The sequence below is a fragment of the Vibrio sp. HDW18 genome, from assembly GCF_011306175.1.
GTDB lineage: Bacteria > Pseudomonadota > Gammaproteobacteria > Enterobacterales > Vibrionaceae > Vibrio > Vibrio chanodichtyis.
The window spans coordinates 2219479-2245528 of the sequence record NZ_CP049913.1 but is presented as its reverse complement, the minus strand read 5'-3'; the positions used below and the strand labels follow the sequence as shown (position 1 = coordinate 2245528).

Below are 26050 nucleotides of genomic sequence, written 5' to 3'. Positions count from 1 at the left end.
ATAAAAATTGGCGCTATCTCAAAGAGACAGCGCCAATCTGCTTAAAAGCTCATCAATTATTAAACCACCAGCTATACCCAAACAACTTGGAGTTGCAGGTAGGCGGCAAGTGAGTGAATCCCCATGAGCATAGGCAAACGATGTGATTGGGGTGAGCGAACGTCGCCAACACCGCTGCAACTTCAAGTTGGAAGGATATAACCGATAAATGGCACCAAGGTCAGATAACTCAAGATCGTCAGTGAGAGATAGGGACTAAACACCACCTGCCATAGCCAGTAACGCGGTTTAAACCCGATACCAAATATCATACTGGCACAAATAGCCCAGATCATCAGCGGAGCAAGCAGTGCGTTAAAGCCGCCAATCCGAGCGGCATAACTGCTGGGATCCCACATCACCATTGCCGTATGGTAAAAACCTAACCCTAAAGATAAGGCCTGTAACCAGGCCTTATCTGTGATGCGGTGGAAAACGGCGATCTGTTCAGACCACGATTTCAACCGATTATTCACTGTCTTTATCCATCATCTCAGAATGCTCTAGCCAAAGAGCATTGATGATACCGAATGAACAGGCCAGCAATACGCCCAAAATCCATGCGAAATACCACATAATAATTGCTCCTTAGTACAATGAATTTTTATTATCTTCGATGAATTTATCATCGAGACGACCAAACATCTTGTAGTAACTCCAGATGGTGTAACCCAAAATGATAGGCACCATCACCACCGCAACCACAGTCATCAGCTCTAACGTCAGTTTGCTTGAAGTTGCATCCCACATAGTCAAGCTATGTGATGGATTGAGGCTGGAAGGCATCACAAATGGGAACATCGCAAAGCCAGCGGTCAAGATAACGCCAGCGTTACCTAAGCTAGAAGCCAAGAACGCAAAACCACCTTTATTCAAGCGTGATGCAAGCACAGCCAGCAGCGGCATCAACACGCCTAGCGCTGGGGCTAACCATAGTAGCGGCACTTGTTCAAAGTTACGCAGCCAAGCGCCCGCCTCACGAACCACTTCTTTATTCAACGGGTTCGAAGCGGCATTACCATCAACGACACCTACCCATAGATAACCTTCAATTTGCTGGATCCAGAAACCTGCGGCAACAAAACAAATTACGGTCAAAATACCCATCAACTGGGCGACATTACGCGCGCGTTGATGAACATGAGCCGTCGTTTTCATCTGTAGCCATGTTGAACCTTGCAGCAAGATCATAAACAAGCTAACCAAACCACACAGCAGAGCAAATGGATTAAGCAGACCAAAGAATGAACCATGGTAGGTTGGCATCAGAAAGTCGCTCAATTGGAATGGTACGCCTTGCAGCAAATTGCCAAACGCAACCCCGAAAATCACCGGTGGGATGAAACCAGATGCTGAGATGGCTAAATCCCAATTATTGCGCCACTTGCTACTCTCAATTTTTGAGCGGTAATCAAGCCCGAGCGGACGCAGCCACAATGCGGCTAACGTCACCAGCATCGCGAGATAAAATCCAGAGAATGATGTCGCATACACTAATGGCCAAGCGGCAAACAGTGCGCCACCGGCGGTGATTAACCAAACTTGGTTACCATCCCAGTGTGGAGCGATCGAGTTGATCATCACGCGACGTTCATTATCGGTTTTACCAATCACAGGTACCAAGGCACCCACGCCCATATCAAAGCCATCGGTAATGGCGAAGCCGATCAGCAGCACACCAATCAGTATCCACCAGATGAGTCGTAAGATTTCATAATCAAACATGGTTATATCTCCTCGCCTTATGCTTCAACTTGACGATTAACTTGATCCTGAACTGATTCAGCACCTTGTTCAAAATGATAGCGTCCGGTTTTAAGGCTACTTGGACCCATTCGGGCGAACTTGACCATCAAGTACACTTCGGCAATCAGGAAAATGGTGTATAGCGCTAAAATCGCCAGCATTGAAATGATGATATCACTGACATTAAGCGCAGAAGCGGCAATGTTAACCGGTAAAATTTCACCGACTGCCCACGGCTGACGGCCAAATTCAGCCACAAACCAACCGGTTTCGACTGCGATCCAAGGTAGCGGAATGCTGAATAATGCTGCTTTCAGTACCCATTTTTTCTGCTCAATTTTCTGGCGACAGGTTTGGATAAAGGCAGCACCAAATACGATCAGCATAATAAAGCCACAAGCAACCATGATGCGGAATGACCAGAAAAGTGGCCATACGGTTGGAATTGAATCATCGGCAGCCGCTTGGATTTGCTCCTCGCTCGCATCGGTCACTTTGTCGGTGTAACGCTTAAGCAGAAGTCCGTAGCCCAGATCCTGTTTCACTTCATCAAAGGTCGCCATATTTTCTGGCGTTTTTTCACCAGCACGTAAACGCTCAAGCAGCTCATAGGCATACATACCATTACGGATCCGCTCTACGTGTTCAGCGCGCAGGTCACGCAAGCCAATCACTTGTTCATCAAGTGAACGGGTTGCAATAATCCCCATCACGTAAGGAATTTTTATCGCATAGTCAGTATGCATGGTTTCTTGGTTTGGAATACCAAACAGAGTGAAAGCCGCAGGGGCTGGCTCGGTGTGCCATTCAGACTCAATCGCCGCTAATTTGACCTTCTGGACATCACCCAGTTCATAGCCAGATTCATCGCCTAATACGATAACCGACAGCACTGAAGCCATACCAAAAGAGGCCGCAATCGCAAAAGAACGGCGGGCAAACGCAACATCACGACCTTTCAATAAGTAGTAGGCGCTGATACCGAGAATAAACATCGCACCCGTGGTGTAACCTGCCGCGACAGTGTGGACAAATTTCACCTGCGCAACTGGGTTAAGTACCACTTCGGCAAAACTCACCATCTCCATCCGCATGGTTTCAAAGTTAAACTCAGAACCGACTGGATTTTGCATCCAACCGTTAGCCACTAAGATCCACAATGCCGAGAAGTTAGAACCTAACGCCACCAACCAAGTTACGGTCAAGTGTTGGCGCTTAGATAGGCGATCCCAGCCAAAGAAGAATAAGCCGACAAAAGTAGATTCAAGGAAGAAAGCCACCAAGGCTTCAATCGCGAGAGGCGCGCCAAAAATGTCACCGACATAGTGTGAATAGTAGGACCAGTTAGTCCCAAACTGGAACTCCATGGTGAGGCCGGTGGCAACACCAAGCGCAAAGTTAATCCCAAATAACTTACCCCAGAACTTGGTCATGTCCTTGTAGATCTGTTTATCGGTCATAACATAAAGAGACTCCATAATGGCAAGTAAAAACGCCATACCTAGAGTCAGAGGAACAAACAGGAAGTGATACATCGCAGTCAGCGCAAACTGCAACCGCGATAAATCGACGACATCGATCATGATAACTCCTTTGTGTCGGCTGAATGACACGTTCGACATAGCACAACAATCACAAAGCCAAACGTCAGCAAAATGCTGCGATTGCGTTGCGATTTAGCACCAATATAATTAGTTAATTGTTAAGTCACAGCTGATATAAGCTAGCGCTAATACTAATGCCAAACAGAGCTTGTTTCAAAAGGTTTCTAGAAGAATTACGCTTTGATCTACATCAGTTTTACCCACAGAAAAGTGCGCAATAAATCATCAGGATGATCTAAATCAAAATGGAAAAAGCAATTGAGTTATCAAACGGTAAATAAAGTGATGCAGCTCAAACAAAAAACAATATGGCGCCAACAATTTATCAGTGATACCAACAATTTATCATTGATACCAACAATGGATTAGATGAAGTAAATAGTAGAAATGCGATCGTTATCAAACCAGCTAAACTCGCCCAATACACTGAGCGAGTGGAATAACCCTCACTTCTCAAGCCAAAAATTATTTTTCAAGCCCAAAATGTAAGTAAGCGCGATCGGTGGCAATCCGACCACGCGGTGTACGTTGTAAATAACCTTGCTGGATCAAAAAAGGCTCTAACACATCTTCAATGGTATCTTTCTCTTCACCAATTGCCGCAGCTAAGTTATCTAATCCCACTGGACCACCGGAAAATTTTTCCATAATCGCCAGCAACAATTTTCGGTCCATATAATCGAATCCTTGATGATCGACATCAAGCATATCGAGGGCTTTATCTGCCGTTTGCGCGCAAATATGCCCATCACCTTTGACTTCCGCATAATCTCGCACTCGGCGCAGCAAGCGGTTGGCAATCCGCGGGGTGCCGCGTGCCCGTCGTGCCACTTCTAATGCCCCATCACTGTCCATTGAAAGCCCTAAACAGTGGGCACTCCGCTGAACAATATTTTGTAAATCAGCCACTTGGTAATACTCCAAACGCTGGACTATCCCAAACCGATCACGCAGTGGTGAGGTTAAAGAGCCGGCACGAGTGGTCGCACCGATTAACGTAAAAGGAGGCAGATCAATTTTGATCGAGCGTGCCGCAGGACCTTCACCAATCATAATATCCAGTTGGTAATCTTCCATGGCTGGATACAGCACTTCTTCGACTATCGGGCTTAAGCGATGAATCTCGTCGATAAACAGCACATCATTATGCTCAAGGTTGGTCAGCAGCGCCGCCAAATCACCGGCTTTTTCCAATACCGGGCCAGATGTGGTGCGAATATTCACTCCCATTTCATTGGCGACAATGTTGGCTAAGGTTGTTTTGCCCAGACCCGGCGGGCCAAAAATCAGCAGATGATCTAACGCCTCTTGGCGTTGTTGCGCGGCTTTAATGAAGATTTCCATTTGATCACGCACGTGATCTTGGCCTTGGTAATCAGCAAGCTGCTTAGGACGAATCGCGCGATCAATCACTTCTTCATCTTTAAAAGTGTGATTAACCGGAGCGATTAAACGATCGGCTTCTATCATATCTTCTCTATTGACTTAACGCTGAGTGGCAAATGATGCATCAATCTCTGTGGCTACACCATAGATCGCAGAGCTTCACGGATCAACGCTTCACTGCTCATGCCCGGTTTGGCGACTTGAGTCACCGCTTTGGAAGCTTGAGGAGGCTTATAGCCTAACGCCAACAATGCACTTATCGCTTCTTCTTGGGCATTCTGCGCGATAGTAGGTATCGAATCCATCGGCGCGGCATCAGTGGCAGGGGTAAACAGATCACCAGCCCCCCAACCTTTTAAGCGATCTTTCATTTCGACCACCAGTCTTTCCGCGGTTTTCTTACCAACACCAGGCAGTTTGATCAGGGTAGAAATATCTTCTTTTTCGACACAACGGACAAACTGAGTAGCGGTCATTCCCGATAAAATAGCCAGCCCCATCTTCGGACCAACACCATTAGCTTTAATTACCTCACGAAATAGAGCTCGCTCATTAACGGTATTAAAGCCATACAGCAATTGCGCATCTTCACGCACCACAAAATGGGTATAAATGATCGCCTCTTCACCAAGGTTGGGCAGTTCATAAATACAGCTCATTGGCATCTGTACTTCATAGCCAATTCCGCCCACTTCAAGCAAAATTTGAGGTGGCAATTTTTCAATCAGCGTGCCGCGAAGACGTCCAATCACAGGAAATTCCTTATGGATGAGGGAAAAGTAAGATGGGCAAGATGATAATCAATAACTGGATGGATAGCCAGTAAAAACCAGCCTAAGTTTAATCCCATCAACGATAGCGACCACGACGCGCACTGGTCGCCTGCCCTGCCAATGCCAATAATGTGTTATTGGTATTCGCATGACAAATCGCCACCCCTAATGCATCCGCTGCATCGGCTTGTGGTTTACCGGGCAGTTTTAACATTTGTTGTACCATATGTTGCACTTGGCTTTTATCTGCCGCTCCCGTTCCGACCACAGCTTGTTTAATCAATCTGGCGGCATATTCATAAACTGGAAGCTCGGCATTCACTGCCGCGACAATCGCACTGCCGCGGGCTTGGCCCAGTTTCAGCGCTGAATCAGCATTTTTAGCCATAAAGACTTGTTCAATCGCAAAATCATCCGGCTGAAATTGGGTAATGATTTCACTCACCCCGGCATAAATTTGCTTCAAACGCAGTGGCAACGCTTGCTCTGAAGTACGAATACAACCACTACCAAGGTAGATAAGTTGCCGCCCTTGCTGACGGATCACCCCATACCCCGTTACTCGTGATCCCGGGTCTATTCCTAAGATGATCGACATAACTCGCTTGCCTTGTTGATTTGAAACCGGCGCATAACACGCAAAAATACAGAACCGTTAGCAAATATAAAACCGTTAGAAAAAGAGTGGGCCTAAGCCCACTCTTTGATTGGATGGGGGTTATTTACGACGCCAAGTCGTACCGTTAGGACCATCTTCCAGCACGATGCCCAACGCATTAAGCTGATCACGCGCCAGATCGGCATTCGCCCAATCTTTACTGGCACGCGAATCGTTACGCAGTTTGATTAACGCTTCAATTTGTTCTGCTTGTTCATCTTCAGCGCCACCTTGGAAAAACGCTTCTGGCTCTTGGTACAAAATACCAATCACATCCGCTAGCTCACGCATCAGGCTTGCCAATGCGCTGGCGTTGGTCACATCTTCACTTTTCAGGCGATTAATTTCACGCGCCATATCAAACAACACCGAATACGCTTCCGGGGTATTGAAATCATCGTTCATCGCGGCAGTAAAACGAGAAACATACTCCTCACCACCAGCGGCAGGCACCGAGCAATCCAAACCACGTAGCGCGTTATACAGTCGCTCTAACGAAGCGCGCGCTTGATTGAGGTTCTCTTCACTGTAATTTAACTGACTACGGTAGTGACCGGACATCAAGAAATAACGAATGGTTTCTGCATCGTAGTGACCAAGTACATCGCGGATAGTAAAAAAGTTGCCTAATGATTTAGACATCTTCTCTTTATCGACCATCACCATGCCACTGTGCATCCAAGTATTAACGTACTGGGTATCATGGGCGCAGCAAGATTGCGCAATTTCATTTTCATGATGAGGAAATTGCAGATCGGAACCGCCACCGTGAATATCGAAATGATGACCTAAAATTGATGAGTTCATTGCCGAACATTCAATATGCCAACCTGGGCGGCCGGCTCCCCAAGGTGATTGCCACGTTGGCTCACCCGGTTTAGACATTTTCCATAACACAAAATCCAATGGGCTACGTTTGGCTGCTTCAATATCCACCCGAGCGCCAGCCTGCAATTGATCCAAATCTTGTTTAGATAACTTACCGTACTCACGGTATTGGCCCACTTCAAACATCACATCGCCGTTAGCCGCCACATAGGCGAAACCACGTTCAATCAAACGCTCAACCAGCGCAATAATCTCTTCAATGTAGGCCGTAGCGCGAGGTTCTACATCCGGACGCTTAATGTTTAATGCATCAAAATCGGCGTACATTTCTTGAATCAAACGTTCGGTTAATGACTCACAGCTTTCTTGGTTTTCTGTCGCACGTTTGATGATTTTGTCATCAATATCGGTAATGTTACGCACAAAGGTCAAATCATAACCCAAGTAGCGTAAATAACGGGCGACCACATCGAAAGAGACGAAAGTCCGTCCGTGTCCAATATGACAGAGATCATAAATAGTGACACCACACACATACATGCCCACTTTACCAGCGGTGATGGGTTTAAATTCCTCTTTCTGTCGTGTAAGTGAGTTATAAATCTTCAACATGATCGCTATCTGATTACCAGCAAAATTATAAATGGCGGACAGTATAACAACTCAAAGATTGCTAGGTCATCCATTTGATGTTTTGAATGCACAAAAAGTTAAGCTAAACTCTGGCTCTCAATCGATAAATGCGAAGGTAAAACTCATGATCACCCTGCATACCAATTTTGGTGACATCAAAATTCAGCTCAACTTTGAACAAGCGCCAATCACTAGCGCAAACTTTGAGCAATATTGCCGTGAAGGTTTCTACGACAACACTTTGTTCCACCGCGTGATTGATGGTTTTATGATCCAAGGCGGCGGCATGACTTCTGGCCTGCGTGAAAAAGAGACGCGCGACGCGATTCGTAATGAAGCCAACAATGGCCTGAGCAATAAAGTGGGTACTCTAGCGATGGCTCGTACCATGGATCCACATTCAGCCAGCTCGCAATTCTTTATTAACGTCAACAATAATATCTTCCTAGATTTCCGTGCCGAAAGCCGCGATGGATGGGGCTACTGCGTATTTGGCGAAGTGGTTGAAGGGATGGACATCGTCAATAAAATCAAGGCGGTGAGCACTGGTTCTTATGGCATGCATCAAGATGTACCACTAGAAGAAGTGCTGATCACCAGCACTACGATTGAAGCTTAATTGGATGAGGAGCGCTTAGGCGCTCCTTTTGTTATAAAAATGCACACACTATTTATTTCTGATCTCCATCTCTCGGCTCACCAACCTGAGATTACTGCCGCCTTTATCCAGTTTATACGTGAACAGGCGACTCAAGCCGATGCACTGTATGTACTTGGTGATCTGTTCGATTTTTGGGTGGGAGATGATGACCCAAGCGCCTTTGCTCAGCAGATCAAAGCCGAATTTCGCCAACTGACGCAACAAGGTGTCCCCTGTTATTTGATCAAAGGCAACCGTGATTTTCTGCTCGGGCAACAGTTTGCCAAACAGACCGGTGTACAATTACTGGCGGACGAAGCGGTGGTTGATTTGTATGGACAAAAAGCCCTATTGCTGCACGGTGATACCCTGTGCACCCAAGATACTCGCTATCTCGCATTTCGTAACAAAGTTCACCAACCTTGGCTGCAGCGCTTGTTTGCATTATTGCCCTTTGCGCTACGCCAGCGCATAGTGAGCAAGATTCAGTCTGATATTCGAGATCACAAACAGCACAAATCGATGCAGATCATGGATGTTACACCCAGTGAAGTGCTAAAGGTCATGCAACATCATCAGGTTGACTTAATGATCCACGGCCACACTCATCGCCCGGCGATTCACCAGATTGCGGCCGATCAAAATAAGCCAAAAACACGCATTGTATTAGGTGATTGGTATGAGCAAAGTTCAGTATTAACTTATTCTAAATCAGCTGAATACCAATTATTGTCTCAACCGCTTAGACATAATGGTTGATTGTATGCTAATAAAGGGACGTTTACGGGATAAAAGTCTTCGTATAATCAATAATGAATAATAAATGTATACCCAAACAACTTGGAGTTGCAGGTAGGCGGCAAGTAAGTGAGTCCCCATGAGCATAGACAAACTATGTGATTGGGGTGAACGAACGTAGCCAACACCGCTGCAGCTTCAAGTAGGAAGGGGATAACAAGACTGAAGGATAGATGAACCTGTGAAATATTCATACGTAGCCAGACAACCGATTTTAGATCGCGATAAGTGCACTATCGGCTATGAATTGCTGTTTCGGGATGGCCCCAAAAATACCTTTCCAGATATCGATCCTGAAGAAGCGACTAGCCGATTACTGTCCGATCACTTTTTGAGCGCGCATTACAAGACGCTGGGCGATCACCTTGGCTTTGTTAACTTTCCCTACCAAAGCCTGATCAATATGATCCCGACCCTATTTCCGGTCAAAAGTCTAGTGGTTGAGATCCTCGAAGACTGCCCTCCAAGCGATGAATTGCTTAACGCAGTCAAAAAGATGGCTCAATATGGTTACAAAATCGCTCTTGATGACTTTATTCCCAGCAATGAATGGAAAGCTTTTCTGCCTTATATTTCGATCATCAAGTTTGATATCCGTTTAGTGCCGATCCCAAAAGCGCACCTGTTCATCAATAAACTGCGTGCGACCAAGATCCAGTTCTTGGCTGAAAAAGTAGAAAATTATCAAGAGTTTGAACAAGCCAAAGCCGCGGGATTTCACTACTTTCAAGGCTACTTTTTTAGTAAACCAGAAATTATTCAGCGCAAAGCCCTGCAACCCTCTTTCCTCGCGGTGGTTAACTTACTCAGAGAAGTTTCCAAGCCCGATGTTGATTTTGGAAAAATCGAAGCGATCGTCGCTCAAGATGTCTCGCTGTCGTATAAATTACTCAGTTTTGTTAACTCATCAACCACGGTGAGCACCAAAATTCAATCATTTCGCCAAGCCTTAGTCTATCTAGGGCTACAAAAATTACGTAAATTTATCGCGTTAATGGCCGTCGCTTCGACCCAAGACTCAAAGCCAGAGTACTTATATGATTTGGCGATTTTACGCGCGCGTTTTTGTGAACGATTGTGTGAACAAGTCACGCCAGCCATCAATACTGAGGCTGGCTTTCTCACCGGAATGTTCTCATTACTGGATAGCTTACTCGACCAGCCTCTAGAGTCGATTGTGCATGAAATACCCATCGAAGAAGAGATTAAAGTGGCATTAACCCAAGGTGGCGGTACGCTTGGACAGATCCTGAATTTAAACAAAGCGTATGAAATGGCCGACTGGGAACAAGTGCTAGCACTGACTAAAGCCCTCAATCTACCCAGTGATGCGCTCAACGAATGTTATATCGAAGCGATCAAATGGAGCGAAGATCTTCTCGGTGCACAGGCTGGTAATTAACCCAATCGCTCGCTAGACTTGGCAACTCGATCATCGGCTAAATCTAAATATTGTTATGTCCTGTTATTGCGGAAATACCCTATCCTATGCCTTGTGCTGCCAACCGATCCATCATGATCCGTTGCAAGCCAAAACCCCAGAGCAACTGATGCGGGCACGCTTTAGTGCCCACATGCTGCAAGATGTTGAGTTTGTGATCAAAACTTACCACCCCTCTTGCCATGCGGAAGATGAACGCCAAGCGATCAGCGAATCGGTACACAGCCACTGGCGACGCCTCGAAGTGCTGGCGGCCGAACCCGGTGCGACCAGCGAGGAAGGATTTGTACACTTTCGCGCCTATTTTGAGCAACAAGGCAAAGAGCAGTGCCTTGCTGAGCGCTCGCGTTTTGTGCGTGAAAATGGCACTTGGTACTATATTGATGGTGAATTTATTGATGGCGAATTTATTGATGGCGAATTTATTGATGGCGAATTTGCCGCTACACCGAAACAGCGGCGCAACGACCCTTGCGCCTGTGGTAGTGGCAAAAAATTTAAAAAGTGTTGTGGGTAAAAATAAAAAAGCCGATCACATCGGCTTTTTTACATAGATAAGATCGATAACTAACTAGAAGTACCAGTAAGCTGCAGCAAATACCCAAGTCTCTTCTTGGTTAATACCTGCATCACCATTTTTGATGTCCTGTTTTACATCAAATTGGATGTCTACACCATTAAGATTGTAGAATCCTGATACGTTGATGTATGAAGCATCAACATCGGCGGAGCCTTTCTTTTCATCCGTTGTAGCAGAATAACCAAGCGCTAGAGTGAAATCATCCGTTAACTGATAAGCAGCACTGGTATAGAATCCTGTTGATTTCTTTTCATCTAAATTTTTACCAGTCAGATCACCCTTATCTCCATCATTAATCCACGCATTAAGACCGATTTGCAAAAGCCCGAATGTTGCGTTCCCTGATAGAGACATAACATCATATTTAGCCTCATCACGTGTTTCGTAACCAGCATAGATATTAAATAGATCAGATTCATAACCGATAAAACCATTTAGACCACTATCAGCTTCTTCATCATCACGGTCATCTTTGGTATCAAAATAAGAGATACCATAAGCGATACTTGCCGTCTTACCACGGAATTGGAAAACATTGAACGCATCAGATACATCGCCTGCACTATTACCAAACTCAGCGGTAAAATCACCAGCACCGTCAACGACGTCAAGCGCTGTATCATTTTCCCAGCCCCAAGACAGAATGCCATACCCTGTGTCAATACCAATCCAAGCTTTATCAATGTCAGTAGCAGGGCCATTTTGAATTGGACCTTCATATGGACTTACTTTACTTTCATTAGTATCAAAGTTCATCTCTAGATCAGCTTCTAGATAACCAACAATGTATCCATTCTTGTAGTGCACTTTCACTGTTGCTGCTGTAGCCCAATCATCGTATACAGAATTAGTATATGAGTCATAATAGCCACCAAGTCCAAGTTGGCCGCTCACTTTAAATTGATCAGCAGAAATAGCTTTCGGTGCTTCTGCAAATGCTTGCGTTGATAAAGTGGCTACTGCCACTGCTAATAATGTTTTTTTCATATTAATCCACTGCCTTTTCTTAAGTTGGGAATTCCCTATCCGGTTCCCTGTTGTGTAGATGATGGTTTGCTAACTCTTTGTTTAGTCATAACCACCACTGTGCGTGACTAAGATTGCAAAAGAATATTCTGCATGTCAAACATCATAAAAAAACCAACAAAAAAAACATAAAATCAAAAAATATCATAGCGTTACACTTATTGCAGTGATTTTTTCGAGCGACTTCTGAACTAGCAGCCAGGCAGAGTCGAAATGCTAATTGCAAGGCTAGACAGCACAAAAATCCAAACAACAACCACAAAATATGAAAATATAGTTTTTAATAAAAACTTAATCACCTAGATCAAGGGATATATTTCTCACGCAAGCAAGCAAACCCAGCTCCTCAAAAGTTCAGTTTTATTTCGTGATCCAGATCAAACTTTGAACCAAAACCATGGAATTTCGTGACCTAGGTATCACGGATTGAACTGTGCTACCATCACGGCAACGTACTTTGGGCCCCCTTATGCTGACAAAAAACATCCAAGACTCGATCCGCAACAGTTACCACAATCTACAACATCAACTGGATAACTTTATTCCACGACGCGCGCAAAATTTTCTGGTGGCTGAAATCGCAAAGACACTGAGTGGCAACTATCACCCATCGAACCGAATCTTGGTGGCCGAAGCCGGAACCGGCATTGGTAAATCCCTTTCTTATTTAATGGCGGCGATCCCGGTTGCGCTGGTCAATCGACGTAAAGTTGTGGTATCCACCGCGACGGTAGCACTGCAAGAGCAGCTGCTGAATAAAGATCTGCCGCTTTACCGGCGCATCAGTGATCAAAGTTTTTCCTTTATTCTGGCCAAGGGACGTCAACGTTATTGCTGTAGCGAGCGTTTAGCCGCCACTTGCACCACCGATGATGCACAAATAGCACTGTTCGAAAGCAAACCGAAACCGCAAGAGAGCGCATTGTTGAATGAGCTTTATCACGCGCTCAACCAAGGCAAATGGGATGGTGATCGCGACGCTTGGCCAACCCCGATTGCCGATCATTTATGGGCGATGATTGTCAGTGATAAACACAGCTGTAATGGCAGTTTTAGCGCCCATCGCCACTGTCCATTTCAAAAAGCACGTTCCGAGTTAGATAAAGCGGATGTGATTATTGCTAATCACAGTTTAGTGATGGCGGATGCTGATTTAGGTGGTGGGGTGATCCTGCCTGCGCCGGAAGAGACAATCTACGTATTTGATGAAGCGCATCATTTACCGACTGTCGCCCGCGAACATGCCTCAGCGGCCGCGACATTAAAAGGCGCAGCCAGTTGGTTAGAAAAACTCAATCAATCATTAGCCAAATTTACCGCTTTGAGTGATGAGAAGCGTGCCGAGCGCTTTGCACAAGAAGCTCGTGAGGCAATGCAATTTTTAATTCCCACTTTAGCCCAGTTGCCCAAGCAGTTTGTGGCCGAGCAATTTGTCGATGGTATCTACCGCTTTGAACATGGTGAGTTACCGGTGTGGCTGGCCGAAGAGTCGCAAGCTCTGAGCAAAGCTGCGCAGAAAACAACACAAGCTATAGGCAAAATTACCGATTTAATTGCGGAAAAGGTCAAAGAGGGCGAATTGGCGGCCAGAATTGCCGAACCGGCATTAGGCGAACTCGGCTTTTATATTCAACGTTTAGAAAATCTCAGCCAAGTTTGGCAACTAATGGCCAAACCCAATCAGGAGAAAGGAGCGCCGCTGGCTCGTTGGTTAGAGATCAGCACCGAGCGTGAGGGCGACTATTTAGTCAGCGTATCACCGCTAGAAATTGGTTGGCAGCTTGATAAGCAAATCTGGAGCCGCTGTATCGGCGCAGTGCTGGCATCTGCCACGTTGAGAGCCTTAAATTCGTTTAGCTTTTTCTGCCGCCAAGCTGGGATCAGTGAGAAAGCCGAGGATGGGGTACAATTTTTGGCTCTCGCCTCACCGTTTGACTATGCCACTCAAGGCGAATTACTGATCCCTAAAATGGCGCTTGAGCCACAAGCGGCGGGGTATACCGCCTATTTAGCCGATAAAGTACTCTGCTACTTACAAGCAGATAAAGCCAATTTGGTGCTGTTTGCTTCCTATTGGCAAATGCGTGAAGTGGCGGAGATTTTACAAAAAGAGTTCACCAAGCGTGATTGGACATTACAAATCCAAGGCGAAAAGTCACGCCAAGAGATCCTAAGTCAACACAAAAAACTGATAAAAAAGCAAAAAACCAGTATTTTATTTGGCACTGGCAGCTTTTCGGAAGGACTGGATCTGCCGGGCGATTTATTGGAGAACGTGATCATCACCAAAATTCCATTTGCGGTGCCGACTTCGCCGGTCGAGCAAGCTCATGCCGAGTATATTGAGCAATTCGGTGGCAATCCATTTATGCAGATCACGGTTCCACAAGCCAGTAAAAAGCTCATCCAGTCGGTTGGCCGTTTACTGCGTAAAGAACGTGATTCTGGTAGAGTAGTCATCCTTGATCGGCGAGTCGTCTCTAAGCGTTACGGAAAAGCCTTGTTGGATGCTTTACCGCCGTTTAAACGTACCATCGAATACTAATTATAACGAATCATCGACTTAGGATGCGCTTTTGATGGAATGGATAGAACCCACCACTCTAGTGGTACTGGCTCTGGTGGCTTTCATCGCCGGATTTATTGATGCGGTCGCCGGCGGCGGTGGCATGCTGACGGTGCCGGCTCTGCTGTCACTCGGTTTGCCGCCTCACCTTGCATTAGGTACCAACAAACTCGCAGCGACATTTGCCTCTTCAACCGCAGCATGGGCCTACTATCGACAAAAATTGTTTGATCCAGCTTGTTGGAAACGCGCTTTTATTGCCACTTTACTTGGCGCGATAATCGGTACTCTAACCGTTGATGCGATCAGCACCGAATGGCTCGCCAAAGTGCTACCATTACTGATCTTAGCCGCCGCTCTCTATACGGTGTGGCATCGTCCGCAGTCCAATCGGCAAAGCACTACCCCACAACCTTGCCCCAAATTGCAGCGTAAACAAATTTTACAAGGTTTCGGGCTAGGTTTTTATGACGGTTTAGCGGGGCCCGGCACTGGCGCATTTTGGACGGTCAGTTCAATGGCGCTATACCGCTTTAATATTTTGTTCGCCTCGGGACTTGCTAAGGCGATGAACTTTACCAGTAACTTCTCCTCACTGGTGATATTTGCCCTGCTCGGCCATATTAACTGGTTACTCGGCCTGACCATGGGCATCTGCTTAATGGCGGGAGCATGGGTCGGAGCGCATTCCGCCATTCGTTTGGGCGCGCGTTTTATTCGGCCACTGTTTATTGTGCTGGTGACTTTGCTCGCCACAAAACTGGCTTATGATGCATGGTGGATCGCATGATGGATAAATACACCAAACTGGATGAAGCGCTCAACGAGCTCAAATCTTCTGCTGCGCATGTGGATCGCCAACGCGGTGAACACAGCCAACCATTGTTTGATGCGGTGCTGTTTCATTGTCATGGTAAGCTGTTGACACCTTGTGTGGCCGAAACCCATGCGACTTTGCAAGCCTTGATCCGCGAAAAAGAGAGTGGCCGTTTGACCGCGCTACGCGCTGAATATTTATCCGAACGTTTATTGGCTCAAATTGCGGCGCTTAAGCGTGAGATTTCAACCCAAAATGTACGCCGTAAAGAGCCTAAGCCCACCAGTTATTTTAAAAAGCCGATTAATGCGCTTTACCAAGAATTGGCGCAGCATCAGGATTGGGAACGTCGGCTGATGGAACTGGTGAGTGATAAAGAGCTATTGCTGGCGCAAGCGCATCCAATCCAAAAAATGAACGCGCAACAAGCATTGCTGCTCGCCGAGCAGCGGCTAAACCGCTGCCAAGCGGCAAAAATAAAGCTTGAGCAACGCATCACCATGCAGGAGAGAAAAGCCTAAATGTCGCCGCAATCTACCACTTTGCAATCTGCCCCTTTGCAATCTGCCCCATTACAATCTATCCCATTAAATGAAGCCGCCGATGAGATAAAACTGGCGGTTGATCTGATCTATTTATTGGAATCTCATGCCATTGCGCCACATATCGCACTGGCCGCGCTAGAGATCGTCAAGCATGACTTAGAATCTAAATTAACACCAAAACCACATTCGATTTAGCTAATATCACGCTTACGCAAGCGCTGGTGAGCTCTCAAATAGAGGTGATACCATCACCCTCCAGTCAATCAAAAGGAATCTCCATGAAAATCGTTAGCTTCAACATCAATGGTCTACGTGCCAGATTGCATCAACTGCAAGCGCTGATCGATAAGCACCAGCCGGATGTGATTGGTTTGCAAGAAATTAAAGTTCATGATGAGGCTTTTCCTCGTCAAGCGGTGGAAGAGATGGGCTATCAAGTCTATTTCCATGGTCAAAAAGCCCATTATGGGGTAGCGATTTTATGCAAACAAACCCCACAGGAAGTGATTAAAGGTTTCCCAACCGACAGCGAAGATCACCAAAAACGGATGATTATGGCGACATTTGCCGACCAAGCAGGTAATAAAACCACCATTCTTAACGGTTATTTCCCGCAAGGTGACAATATTGAGCATGAGACTAAGTTCCCTTATAAACGTCAGTTCTATCGTGATTTGATGAGCTACTTGCGCGAACAATGCAGCAATAGCGAACGTTTAGTAGTAATGGGCGATATCAACATCAGCCCTCTCGATCTAGATATCGGCATCGGTGAAGCCAACCGCAAGCGCTGGTTACAAACCGGTAAGTGTTCCTTCCAGCCACAAGAGCGTGAGTGGTTACAAACCTTATTAGATTGGGGGTTAGTCGATACCTTCCGTCAACTGCATCCAACAGTGGATGATCAATTCTCATGGTTTGACTACCGTTCACGTGGCTTTGAAGATAACCGCGGTCTACGCATTGATGTGATCCTTGCTACACCAGCACTGGCAGAGACATGCCAAGAGGCTGGCATCGACTATGAGCTGCGCGCCATTGACAAGCCATCAGATCACGCCCCGATTTGGGCCACTTTTAGTTAATGGCGACCCTTAGTCACTGCTTAACCCCTTAATCACCGCTTAACCAACTGGCGATCCCTCCCCCTATTGAGCCATAACAGGGGGAGATTCACCGCATCGCGGTATGGCATATTGGCCGATTGCAACCGAGCGAAGCAGAAATTACTCACCATACACATCGTAGGTGAAATATTTGGCTTGGATTTGCTGATAAATGCCCTTATCACGCAGCGCCTTGATCGCCGCGTTCAATTGCTGAGTTAAATCTTTATCTTGTTTACGTACGGCAATCCCAAACCCCTCACCAAACCATCTAGAATCGGTGAGAGCAGGGCCAACAAACTCATATCCATCGCCTCCCACTTTATTAAGCACCGCCTCTAATACTGAAGCGTCGCCCAACAGCGTCACAATCCGTCCGCTAGCCAAATCTCGGTAAGCTTGCTCCGAAGCTCCGTAGCGCACAATCTCGGCTACATCGCCATAATTATCGGTAAGATACTTATCGTGAGTGGTGGCTCGTTGCACCCCAATCTTCACCCCTTTTAAACCTAGTTGGCTAAACGATAGATTAGTGCCTTTTTTAGCAATAAACTTGTTCGGGATCAGCGCATATTTATCAGTAAAATCGACTTTCGATTTACGATCTTCGGTTATCGACATCGCGGCAATAATCGCGTCGTATTTGCGTGCGAGCAGGGCTGGAATGATGCCATCCCAATCTTGAGCAACGATTTTACACTCCACCTGCATTTCAGCGCACAGCGCATGCGCCATATCAACATCAAAGCCTTGTAGTGAACCATCAGCAGCAGTCCAACTAAAAGGAGGATACGCCCCTTCAATACCAAAGCGTAGTGTGGTCCATGGTTTTGCTTGGCTGACTCCACTCAGAGTCACCACCATTAATACGCTGACAACTAACCATTTTTTCATATCGAGATTCCTGTGCTGGTGGTGATACTGTGTTACAGTGCGCGACTAGATAAAAATACACTACTTTAAGTACACAAATAAAATCAAACTATCCTATTGATATTAATAATGATAATCAGGGATCATTCATTTACATAAGTAAAGTGATCGAGATCAATCGATACGCAGAATAAGCACGCTAAACTCGCCGCCAATCGCAGACTTGCCTATAATGCTCAATCCTATAGCCCCCGTGGTTAGGACACGAGCAATGAGTACGTATCTGGGGTGCAAAGTAGTACACCAACTGAGATGCGCAGGATGGATTTGATTGCTATGCTTGCTGTTAACTCGTGCTACAAGTCGACACTTGCAATCATCACCATGAGTTATTGATGCCGATAGATAAACCGACCTTAGTGATACCAAATAAACTTTATTTTAATTTTTTAACTTTTATTGATTTAGTTTAAGGATTGCGATTTTTTTTTAGTGTAGAATAGCTGCGTTGCTGGAACTAATAGCAATATCCATATTCAAACTATGACAGAGTGAATTTGGATATCGTTATTGAAGAGTGTACTGCGCCCTACGGGGATAGCTGACTCAACAGCGAAAACAGTACGTGTTTTTTCTACTAATAAAGGTAGGTATGTCATGGCAGAGCAATTTGCTAACGCTTGGGAAGGTTTTGCAGCAGGTGACTGGCAAAACGAAGTTAACGTTCGTGATTTTATTCAAAAGAACTACACACCGTATGAAGGCGACGAATCTTTCCTAGTTTCTGAAGGTACTGAAGCGACTAACAAGCTTTGGGAAAAAGTGATGGTTGGCATCAAACAGGAAAACTCAACTCACGCTCCTGTTGACTTCGACACTTCACTTATCTCTACCATCACCGCTCACGATGCTGGTTACATCAATAAAGACCTAGAAAAAATCGTTGGTCTACAAACTGATGCTCCTCTAAAACGCGCGATCATCCCTAACGGCGGCGTGCGTATGGTAGAAGGTTCATGCAAAGCCTACGGCCGTGAACTGGATCCACAAATTTCAAAAATCTACTCAGAATACCGTAAAACCCACAACGCGGGTGTTTTCGACATCTACACACCAGAAATTCTGGCTTGCCGTAAATCTGGCGTGCTGACTGGTCTGCCTGATGCATACGGTCGTGGTCGTATCATCGGTGACTACCGTCGTGTTGCACTGTACGGTATCGACTTCCTGATGAAAGACAAACTGGCTCAGTTCAAGTCTCTACAGGAAAGATTCGAAACTGGCGAAGATCTGCACATGACCATGCAACTGCGTGAAGAAATTGCAGAGCAACACCGTGCGCTAGGCCAAATGAAAGTTATGGCTGCGAAATATGGTTACGATATTTCTCGCCCTGCGGAAACTGCGCAAGAAGCGATCCAGTGGACTTACTTCGGCTACCTAGCTGCTGTTAAGTCTCAAAACGGTGCAGCGATGTCGCTTGGCCGTACTTCTACTTTCTTGGACGTGTACATTGAGCGCGACATGAAAGCGGGCAAGATCACAGAAGAACAAGCACAAGAGATGATCGACCACTTCGTAATGAAGCTGCGTATGGTTCGTTTCCTACGTACTCCTGAGTACGATGAGCTGTTCTCTGGCGACCCAATTTGGGCAACCGAATCTATGGGTGGTATGGGTCTGGATGGTCGTACGCTGGTAACACGTTCTAACTTCCGCTTCCTGAACTCACTGTACACTATGGGTCCATCTCCAGAGCCAAACATCACGGTTCTGTGGTCTGAAAAACTGCCTGAAGGCTTCAAGAAGTTCTGTGCGAAGGTATCGATCGATACATCTTCAATCCAGTACGAAAATGATGACTTGATGCGTCCAGACTTCGATAACGATGACTACGCGATCGCATGTTGTGTATCACCAATGGTGATTGGTAAACACATGCAATTCTTCGGTGCTCGTGCCAACTTAGCAAAAACTCTGCTGTATGTAATCAACGGTGGTGTGGATGAGAAACTGAAAATCCAAGTCGGTCCAAAAATGCCTAAGATCATGGACGAAGTTCTTGACTTCAACGATGTATGGGACAAATTGGATCACTTCATGGATTGGCTGGCCACTCAATATGTCACGTCATTGAATGCTATCCATTTCATGCATGACAAGTACAGCTACGAAGCGGCACTGATGGCGCTGCATGACCGTGATGTACGTCGTACTATGGCATGTGGTATCGCAGGCCTGTCTGTTGCGGCTGACTCATTGTCTGCTATCAAGTACGCAAAAGTGAAACCCGTGCGTGACGAAGATGGTGTAGCGGTCGATTTCGCAATCGAAGGCGACTACCCTAAATTCGGTAACAACGATGCTCGCGTCGATGACATTGCTTGTGAATTGGTTGAGCGTTTCATGACCAAGATCCGTTCACTGAACACTTACCGCAATGCGATTCCTACTCAGTCAATCCTGACTATCACATCAAACGTGGTATACGGTAAGAAGACAGGTAACACACCAGACGGTCGTCGTGCTGGCGCACCATTCGCACCAGGCGCAAACCCAATGCACGGCCGTGATGAAAAAGGTGCAGTAGCATCTTTGACTTCTGTTGGTAAACTGCCATTTGCTCACGCAAAAGACGGTATCTCTTATACTTTCTCTATCGTGCCAAATGCACTGGGTAAAGATGAGGGCGCACAACGTGCTAACCTAGCAGGTCTGATGGATGGTTACTTCCATCATGAAACTGGCATCGAAGGTGGTCAACACCTGAACGTTAACGTTCTGAACCGTGACACTCTGCTTGATGCTGTTAAGCACCCAGAAAAGTACCCACAACTGACTATCCGTGTATCGGGTTATGCAGTTCGCTTTAACTCTCTGACTGCAGAGCAGCAGCAAGATGTTATCGCACGTACTTTCACTGAATCTCTGTAAGATTTAGCGAATCTAACTAAAGCCCCGTAATAACGGGGCTTTTTGTTTTTCATCGTACGTAATAATTTGTGTATCTGACTGCACATTTGTGCTCTTCTCTACTAGGTTTATTGTCCGCAATAGCTCATGATTCATCAGCTTTTGTTTTATCTTTCCAACATAGTCCACTACATCATGAAATCGATTCGCTATTTGCCTTTGCTGCTGGTCAGCACTTACGTTACCGCAGCACCTACGCCGACTTTTTCCCTCAGCATCGATAATGATGGTGTGTTCGGGGTCGACCAAAACTACACCAATGGCTTTTTCCTTACTTATACCTCAGGAGCAATCACCCCTTACCCATTCGCTCGCCCACTGAGTCTTGCGATCTGGGGAGCGCCAAGTCTCGATAAGTGGGAATTTAGCCTCGGTCATAAAATGTGGACCCCTTCAGACATTGAACTTGACAAACCACAGCCGAATGAGCGGCCCTATGCAGGTTATCTGCACACTGAGTTTAATTATCTTAGCCTACATCCACAGCAAGCTCAGCGCTTCAACCTAACCTTAGGCTTAACTGGCGATGGCTCATTATCCGAACAAGCCCAGAAGATCGTGCACAGTATTACCAACTCGGATAAACCGAATGGCTGGGAATACCAAGTCGAAGACAAATTGGTAGGCAGCTTAGGCTACCGCTCGCATTTCAACTGGGGACGTTACCCAGCATTGGCAGGCACAACATTCGAATTGGCTAACATCTCAGAAGTCAATGTGGGCAATTTTCGCAGTGATCTCTCTTCCGGCTTGATGCTGCGCTGGGGTACCGATTTAGAAAATAACTTTGGTGCGGCACAGATTTCCTCTGAAAACCCATTTACCCCCGGTATGATTGGCGCATCCGACCAAGGTTGGTTTGTGTTTAGCGGCATTAAAGCACGTTACCGTTTTAACGATGTCACTATTGAAGGGAATCGACAACTGGATAATTTAGCTCAGCCATCTGAGTACTATCAAGTGCATGTTAAGCCATGGCAAACCACCGCTGTCGCAGGCTTTGCCATGTACGCTCGCAGTTTTGGTGCCAGCTTAACTCTCACCGCAAGTAGCCCTGAATATAAAGAGGATCAAAATTCGATCAGCGGTACTGGTAGCGTGACGCTGTATGCGTTTTTCTAATCTGAGTGATCACACCAGCCCGTGACTTAACCCCGGGCTGGCACACTGCATCATGTGTCGCGGTTCACATGCCGTGAACAGATTTGGCTTATCGAGCGTGAGCCCTTGCTACGGCTAGTAAACTGAACAATTCTGCGCGAGATAAGCCTATTTAATCCCTGCTATTTGTAATAAAATGCCGCTCAAATAACATAACTGAGAAGCGCTCATGTCTACCATTGGTCGGATCCATTCTTTCGAATCTTGTGGCACTGTTGATGGCCCAGGAATCCGCTTTATTGTATTCCTACAAGGGTGCTTGTTTCGCTGTAAATATTGCCACAACCGAGATACTTGGGACACGCATAGTGGCAAAGAAGTCACGGTTGAGGAAATCATCCAAGAAGCCAAATCTTACCGCCATTTTATGAATGCCTCTGGTGGGGGTATTACTTGTTCCGGCGGCGAAGCGATGCTGCAACCGGAGTTTGTGCGTGATTTATTCCGCGCCGCTAAAGCCGAAGGTATCCACACCTGTTTAGATACCAATGGTCATATTCGTAAGTTCACCCCAGTCATTGATGAAGTGCTGGAAGTGAGCGATCTGGTGATGCTCGATATCAAACAGATGAATGATGACATCCACCAAGATCTGATTGGCGTATCCAATAAACGTACTCTAGATTTTGCCCGCTATCTGCATCAAATTGGCCAAAAAACCTGGCTGCGTTATGTCGTGGTTCCGGGTTATACCGATGATGCCGCATCGGCCCACCAGCTTGGCGAATTCATTAAAGATATGGAAAATATCGAGAAAATTGAGCTATTGCCTTACCACAAGCTGGGCGCTCATAAATGGGAAGCGATGGGTGAAGAATACCCGCTGGAAGGGGTGAATCCGCCCAGCAAAGAAACGATGGATAATATAGTCGCCATCCTTGAGCAGTATCACTCTAACGTCAAATACTGATCTCACCTCGCCTAAACTGTTCCAACCATACCAACCGATCTGGTTGGTATTTTTTTGCCCGTCAGTGGTGAACAATTGGCTTTTTTTTACCCTTTCGCCATCAAAAGTGTAGCCAGATCATATTTCACAACACACCAATCCTGTTAACCTTAATTCAGCAAAATAATAACTCTGATTTAAAGTGAGACCTTATATGGAAATGACTAACGCTCAACGTTTGATCCTCTCGAATCAATATTTCCTGATGTCACAGCTCGATCCAAGTAACGCCAATCAATACCAGCGATTACAAACCATTGTCGAACGTGGCTATGAGCTGCAAATGCGCGAACTCAATCGTGAGTTCGGTTGCCTAGCAGAAAGCGAATGTCGTCAAATTATCGATATAATGGAAATGTATCATGCGATGCAGGAATCGAACCGCATGCTCGATGAGACCGCACGCAAAGAAGTCGACCAACGTCGCTTAACTTTCCTCGGCTTTGACTTGGCGAGCGAAGCGCAGCTCACCCACTACGTACGCTTTTTAGTCGACTCGGAAGGTTTATACCCTCAATTTGATAAAGGCGATCATCATTTCAACAGCCAAGTGCCGATGTTGGCTAAATACCAACGAATGCTGACCACGTGGCGTGACTGCCCGCGTCAGTACCATCTCTCGGCCAATGAACTGCGGCAAATTATCAACGCTTAAGCCTAGCACTAAGCAATGGCTCATCGTTAACACCAAGCTCGTGAAATCCACTTTAAAGCTGGCCATAGCATGCCAGCTTTTTATTAGTCCAATTTTCAATCCCCTACTTTGCCTTTACTCACCCGTTTCATCCTGATCTCAATTGAAATTAATCAATGATTGATGAAGCAAAACCATCAATCACTAACTAGGCTTAATACGTTAAGCATTGGTTTATGGCTGTGCTGTGTCGGGACGACATTTTCAAAGGGGAAACACAATGAGTATTTTTTCACACTTTCAGGCTCGCTATGAAGCCGCCAAAGATGAAGATCTGTCGATTCAAGATTTTCTGACCCTGTGTAAAGAAAACAAAAGTGCTTATGCCAATGCCGCCGAGCGCTTACTGATGGCCATTGGTGAGCCAATTATGGTTGATACCTCTAAACACCCGACCCTGAGCCGTATTTTCTCTAATCGAGTGATTGCACGCTATAAAACCTTCGAAAATTTCTATGGTATGGAAGAAGCGATCGAACAGATTGTGGCTTACCTTAAACATGCGGCACAAGGTTTAGAAGAGCGTAAACAAATCCTCTATTTGTTAGGCCCAGTCGGTGGCGGTAAATCTTCATTAGCCGAAAAGCTGAAAGCCTTGATGCAGCAAATGCCGATTTATGTGTTGTCGGCCAATGGGCAGCGTAGCCCAGTCAACGATCACCCATTTAGTCTGTTTGATGTCAACGAAGATGGCGATCTACTCAAGCAAGAATACGGGATTGAACACCGTTATTTGCACTCAATTATGTCGCCGTGGGCGGCAAAACGGCTGCACGAATTTGGCGGTGATATTACCCAGTTTAGAGTGGTGAAAGTACGCCCATCGATTTTGGATCAAATCGCGATTGCCAAAACCGAGCCGGGCGATGAAAACAACCAAGATATTTCGTCACTGGTCGGCAAAGTGGATATTCGCAAGCTGGAACATTTCTCACAAGATGATCCGGATGCTTATAGCTACTCCGGCGCACTGTGCCGCGCCAATCAAGGGTTAATGGAATTTGTGGAGATGTTCAAAGCGCCGATTAAAGTGCTGCATCCGCTCCTCACCGCAACTCAAGAAGGGAATTATAACGGCACCGAAGGGCTTTCCGCGTTACCCTTTGATGGCATGATCCTCGCCCACTCCAACGAATCGGAATGGCAAACTTTCCGCCACAATAAAAACAACGAAGCATTCCTTGATCGGGTTTATATTGTCAAAGTGCCCTACTGCCTGCGTGTATCAGAAGAGGTGAAGATCTACCAAAAATTGCTCGATCACAGTGAGCTGGCTCAAGCCCCTTGCGCGCCCAGCACGCTCGAACTACTGGCGCAATTTAGTGTACTGTCACGCCTTAAAGTCCCAGAAAACTCATCATTATTTTCCAAAATGCGGGTGTACGATGGTGAAACTCTAAAAGACACCGATCCCAAAGCCAAAAGCTATCAGGAATACCGTGATTATGCAGGGGTGGATGAAGGGATGGTCGGCCTTTCGACCCGCTTTGCATTCAAAATTCTATCGCGAGTGTTTAACTTTGACCATTCCGAAGTCGCGGCCAACCCCGTACATCTGTTCTATGTTATTGAGCAGCAAGTAGAGCGTGAACAGTTCGCGCCGGAAACGGCTGATCGTTATCATGAATTTCTCAAAGGGTATTTGATCCCGCGCTATGTCGAGTTTATCGGCAAAGAAATTCAAACCGCCTATTTGGAATCCTATTCTGAATATGGGCAAAATATTTTTGATCGCTATGTCACCTATGCCGATTTCTGGATCCAAGATCAAGAGTATCGCGATCCGGAAACCGGTCAGCTATTTGAACGTTCAGCGCTGAACAGTGAATTAGAAAAAATTGAAAAAACCGCAGGGATCAGTAACCCGAAAGATTTTCGTAACGAAATCGTCAACTTCGTATTGCGTGCACGCGCCAACCATAATGGTCAAAATCCACTGTGGACCAGCTACGAAAAATTGCGCACGGTGATCGAGAAAAAAATGTTCTCCAATACCGAAGATCTACTGCCAGTGATTTCGTTTAATGCCAAAACCTCTTCTGATGATCAGAAAAAACACGATGATTTCGTGGCACGCATGATGGAAAAAGGCTACACCGAAAAACAAGTTCGCTTATTGTCTGAATGGTATTTACGAGTACGTAAATCATCATAAGTGCGATTGGCAACTATGCTTGGCGTTCACCAAGCCAGCATAGTGGTTGCAAAAAATAG

Annotated in this window: 24 protein-coding genes; 14 read left to right on the top strand and 10 right to left on the bottom strand. The window is 46.0% G+C overall.

Features of this window, described 5'->3' with window-relative positions:
- Nucleotides 1–182 precede the first annotated feature (182 nt).
- The 8 genes from ybgE to cysS form a co-directional block, all read right to left on the bottom strand.
- The gene (ybgE, locus tag G7083_RS10735) at nucleotides 183–503 is read right to left on the bottom strand and encodes a cyd operon protein YbgE (RefSeq protein WP_166015044.1); all 321 of its coding nucleotides are present in this window, start codon (nucleotides 501–503) and stop codon (nucleotides 183–185) included.
- A gap of 4 nt (nucleotides 504–507) precedes the next feature.
- Entirely contained in the window at nucleotides 508–615 is a 108-nt protein-coding gene (gene cydX, locus G7083_RS10730) for a cytochrome bd-I oxidase subunit CydX (protein WP_087479513.1), read from the bottom strand.
- A gap of 12 nt (nucleotides 616–627) precedes the next feature.
- Nucleotides 628–1764, bottom strand: a complete 1137-nt coding sequence (gene cydB / locus G7083_RS10725) for a cytochrome d ubiquinol oxidase subunit II (protein WP_166014765.1) — start codon at nucleotides 1762–1764, stop codon at nucleotides 628–630.
- Between the two features lie 17 nt (nucleotides 1765–1781).
- Entirely contained in the window at nucleotides 1782–3368 is a 1587-nt protein-coding gene (cydA, locus tag G7083_RS10720; protein ID WP_166014764.1) for a cytochrome ubiquinol oxidase subunit I, read from the bottom strand.
- Nucleotides 3369–3854: 486 nt separating this feature from the next.
- Nucleotides 3855–4859: a Holliday junction branch migration DNA helicase RuvB gene (gene ruvB / locus G7083_RS10715; protein ID WP_166014763.1), complete on the bottom strand. Its 1005-nt coding sequence runs from the start codon at nucleotides 4857–4859 to the stop codon at nucleotides 3855–3857.
- A 53-nt stretch (nucleotides 4860–4912) separates the two neighbouring features.
- On the bottom strand, nucleotides 4913–5527 hold the full coding sequence (gene ruvA / locus G7083_RS10710; protein ID WP_166014762.1) for a Holliday junction branch migration protein RuvA: 615 nt from the start codon (nucleotides 5525–5527) through the stop codon (nucleotides 4913–4915).
- 97 nt (nucleotides 5528–5624) lie between these two features.
- Complete coding sequence (gene ruvC, locus G7083_RS10705) at nucleotides 5625–6146, bottom strand: crossover junction endodeoxyribonuclease RuvC (RefSeq protein ID WP_166014761.1); 522 nt, start codon at nucleotides 6144–6146, stop codon at nucleotides 5625–5627.
- 120 nt (nucleotides 6147–6266) lie between these two features.
- Complete coding sequence (gene cysS, locus G7083_RS10700; RefSeq protein WP_166014760.1) at nucleotides 6267–7646, bottom strand: cysteine--tRNA ligase; 1380 nt, start codon at nucleotides 7644–7646, stop codon at nucleotides 6267–6269.
- 145 nt (nucleotides 7647–7791) lie between these two features.
- Here cysS and G7083_RS10695 point away from each other — a divergent pair, with 145 nt between their 5' ends.
- The 4 genes from G7083_RS10695 to G7083_RS10680 all read left to right on the top strand — a co-directional run bounded on the left by G7083_RS10695 (nucleotide 7792) and on the right by G7083_RS10680 (nucleotide 11063).
- Nucleotides 7792–8286 carry a peptidylprolyl isomerase gene (locus G7083_RS10695; RefSeq protein ID WP_166014759.1) on the top strand — a complete coding sequence of 165 codons (495 nt, stop codon included), beginning with the start codon at nucleotides 7792–7794 and terminating at the stop codon, nucleotides 8284–8286.
- Nucleotides 8287–8325: 39 nt separating this feature from the next.
- A complete protein-coding gene (gene lpxH / locus G7083_RS10690) occupies nucleotides 8326–9066 on the top strand; it encodes a UDP-2,3-diacylglucosamine diphosphatase (RefSeq protein ID WP_166014758.1) in 741 nt (246 codons plus the stop codon).
- A 220-nt stretch (nucleotides 9067–9286) separates the two neighbouring features.
- Nucleotides 9287–10507 carry an EAL and HDOD domain-containing protein gene (locus G7083_RS10685; protein WP_166014757.1) on the top strand — a complete coding sequence of 407 codons (1221 nt, stop codon included), beginning with the start codon at nucleotides 9287–9289 and terminating at the stop codon, nucleotides 10505–10507.
- 55 nt (nucleotides 10508–10562) lie between these two features.
- Nucleotides 10563–11063, top strand: a complete 501-nt coding sequence (locus G7083_RS10680) for a YchJ family metal-binding protein (RefSeq protein ID WP_166014756.1) — start codon at nucleotides 10563–10565, stop codon at nucleotides 11061–11063.
- A 54-nt stretch (nucleotides 11064–11117) separates the two neighbouring features.
- On the opposite strand, the gene G7083_RS10675 is transcribed toward G7083_RS10680, so the two are convergent.
- Nucleotides 11118–12113 carry a porin gene (locus tag G7083_RS10675; protein WP_166014755.1) on the bottom strand — a complete coding sequence of 332 codons (996 nt, stop codon included), beginning with the start codon at nucleotides 12111–12113 and terminating at the stop codon, nucleotides 11118–11120.
- A 508-nt stretch (nucleotides 12114–12621) separates the two neighbouring features.
- On the opposite strand from G7083_RS10675, the gene dinG reads away from it, so the two are divergent.
- The 5 genes from dinG (at nucleotide 12622) to xthA (ending at nucleotide 17165) form a co-directional block, all read left to right on the top strand.
- Nucleotides 12622–14697, top strand: a complete 2076-nt coding sequence (gene dinG, locus G7083_RS10670) for an ATP-dependent DNA helicase DinG (protein ID WP_166014754.1) — start codon at nucleotides 12622–12624, stop codon at nucleotides 14695–14697.
- A 34-nt stretch (nucleotides 14698–14731) separates the two neighbouring features.
- A complete protein-coding gene (locus G7083_RS10665) occupies nucleotides 14732–15508 on the top strand; it encodes a TSUP family transporter (protein ID WP_166014753.1) in 777 nt (258 codons plus the stop codon).
- On the top strand, nucleotides 15508–16056 hold the full coding sequence (locus G7083_RS10660; protein WP_166015043.1) for a primosomal replication protein: 549 nt from the start codon (nucleotides 15508–15510) through the stop codon (nucleotides 16054–16056). The genes G7083_RS10665 and G7083_RS10660 overlap by 1 nt, the downstream gene beginning before the upstream one ends.
- A complete protein-coding gene (gene rsmS, locus G7083_RS10655; protein WP_166014752.1) occupies nucleotides 16057–16275 on the top strand; it encodes a pleiotropic regulatory protein RsmS in 219 nt (72 codons plus the stop codon).
- A gap of 83 nt (nucleotides 16276–16358) precedes the next feature.
- On the top strand, nucleotides 16359–17165 hold the full coding sequence (gene xthA / locus G7083_RS10650; RefSeq protein ID WP_166014751.1) for an exodeoxyribonuclease III: 807 nt from the start codon (nucleotides 16359–16361) through the stop codon (nucleotides 17163–17165).
- A 141-nt stretch (nucleotides 17166–17306) separates the two neighbouring features.
- On the opposite strand, the gene G7083_RS10645 is transcribed toward xthA, so the two are convergent.
- Nucleotides 17307–18080 (bottom strand): ABC transporter substrate-binding protein, encoded by a 774-nt coding sequence (locus tag G7083_RS10645; RefSeq protein WP_166014750.1) that lies wholly within the window; start codon nucleotides 18078–18080, stop codon nucleotides 17307–17309.
- Between the two features lie 636 nt (nucleotides 18081–18716).
- Here G7083_RS10645 and pflB point away from each other — a divergent pair.
- From pflB to G7083_RS10620, 5 genes are all read left to right on the top strand, one after another.
- Nucleotides 18717–20993, top strand: coding sequence for a formate C-acetyltransferase (pflB, locus tag G7083_RS10640; protein ID WP_166014749.1), 2277 nt, complete (start codon nucleotides 18717–18719; stop codon nucleotides 20991–20993).
- 174 nt (nucleotides 20994–21167) lie between these two features.
- Nucleotides 21168–22154, top strand: a complete 987-nt coding sequence (locus G7083_RS10635; RefSeq protein ID WP_166014748.1) for a lipid A-modifier LpxR family protein — start codon at nucleotides 21168–21170, stop codon at nucleotides 22152–22154.
- 208 nt (nucleotides 22155–22362) lie between these two features.
- A complete protein-coding gene (gene pflA, locus G7083_RS10630; RefSeq protein WP_166014747.1) occupies nucleotides 22363–23103 on the top strand; it encodes a pyruvate formate lyase 1-activating protein in 741 nt (246 codons plus the stop codon).
- A 193-nt stretch (nucleotides 23104–23296) separates the two neighbouring features.
- Nucleotides 23297–23797 carry a YfbU family protein gene (locus G7083_RS10625; RefSeq protein WP_166014746.1) on the top strand — a complete coding sequence of 167 codons (501 nt, stop codon included), beginning with the start codon at nucleotides 23297–23299 and terminating at the stop codon, nucleotides 23795–23797.
- Nucleotides 23798–24056: 259 nt separating this feature from the next.
- Complete coding sequence (locus G7083_RS10620) at nucleotides 24057–25991, top strand: PrkA family serine protein kinase (RefSeq protein WP_166014745.1); 1935 nt, start codon at nucleotides 24057–24059, stop codon at nucleotides 25989–25991.
- The last annotated feature ends 59 nt before the right edge of the window (nucleotides 25992–26050 follow it).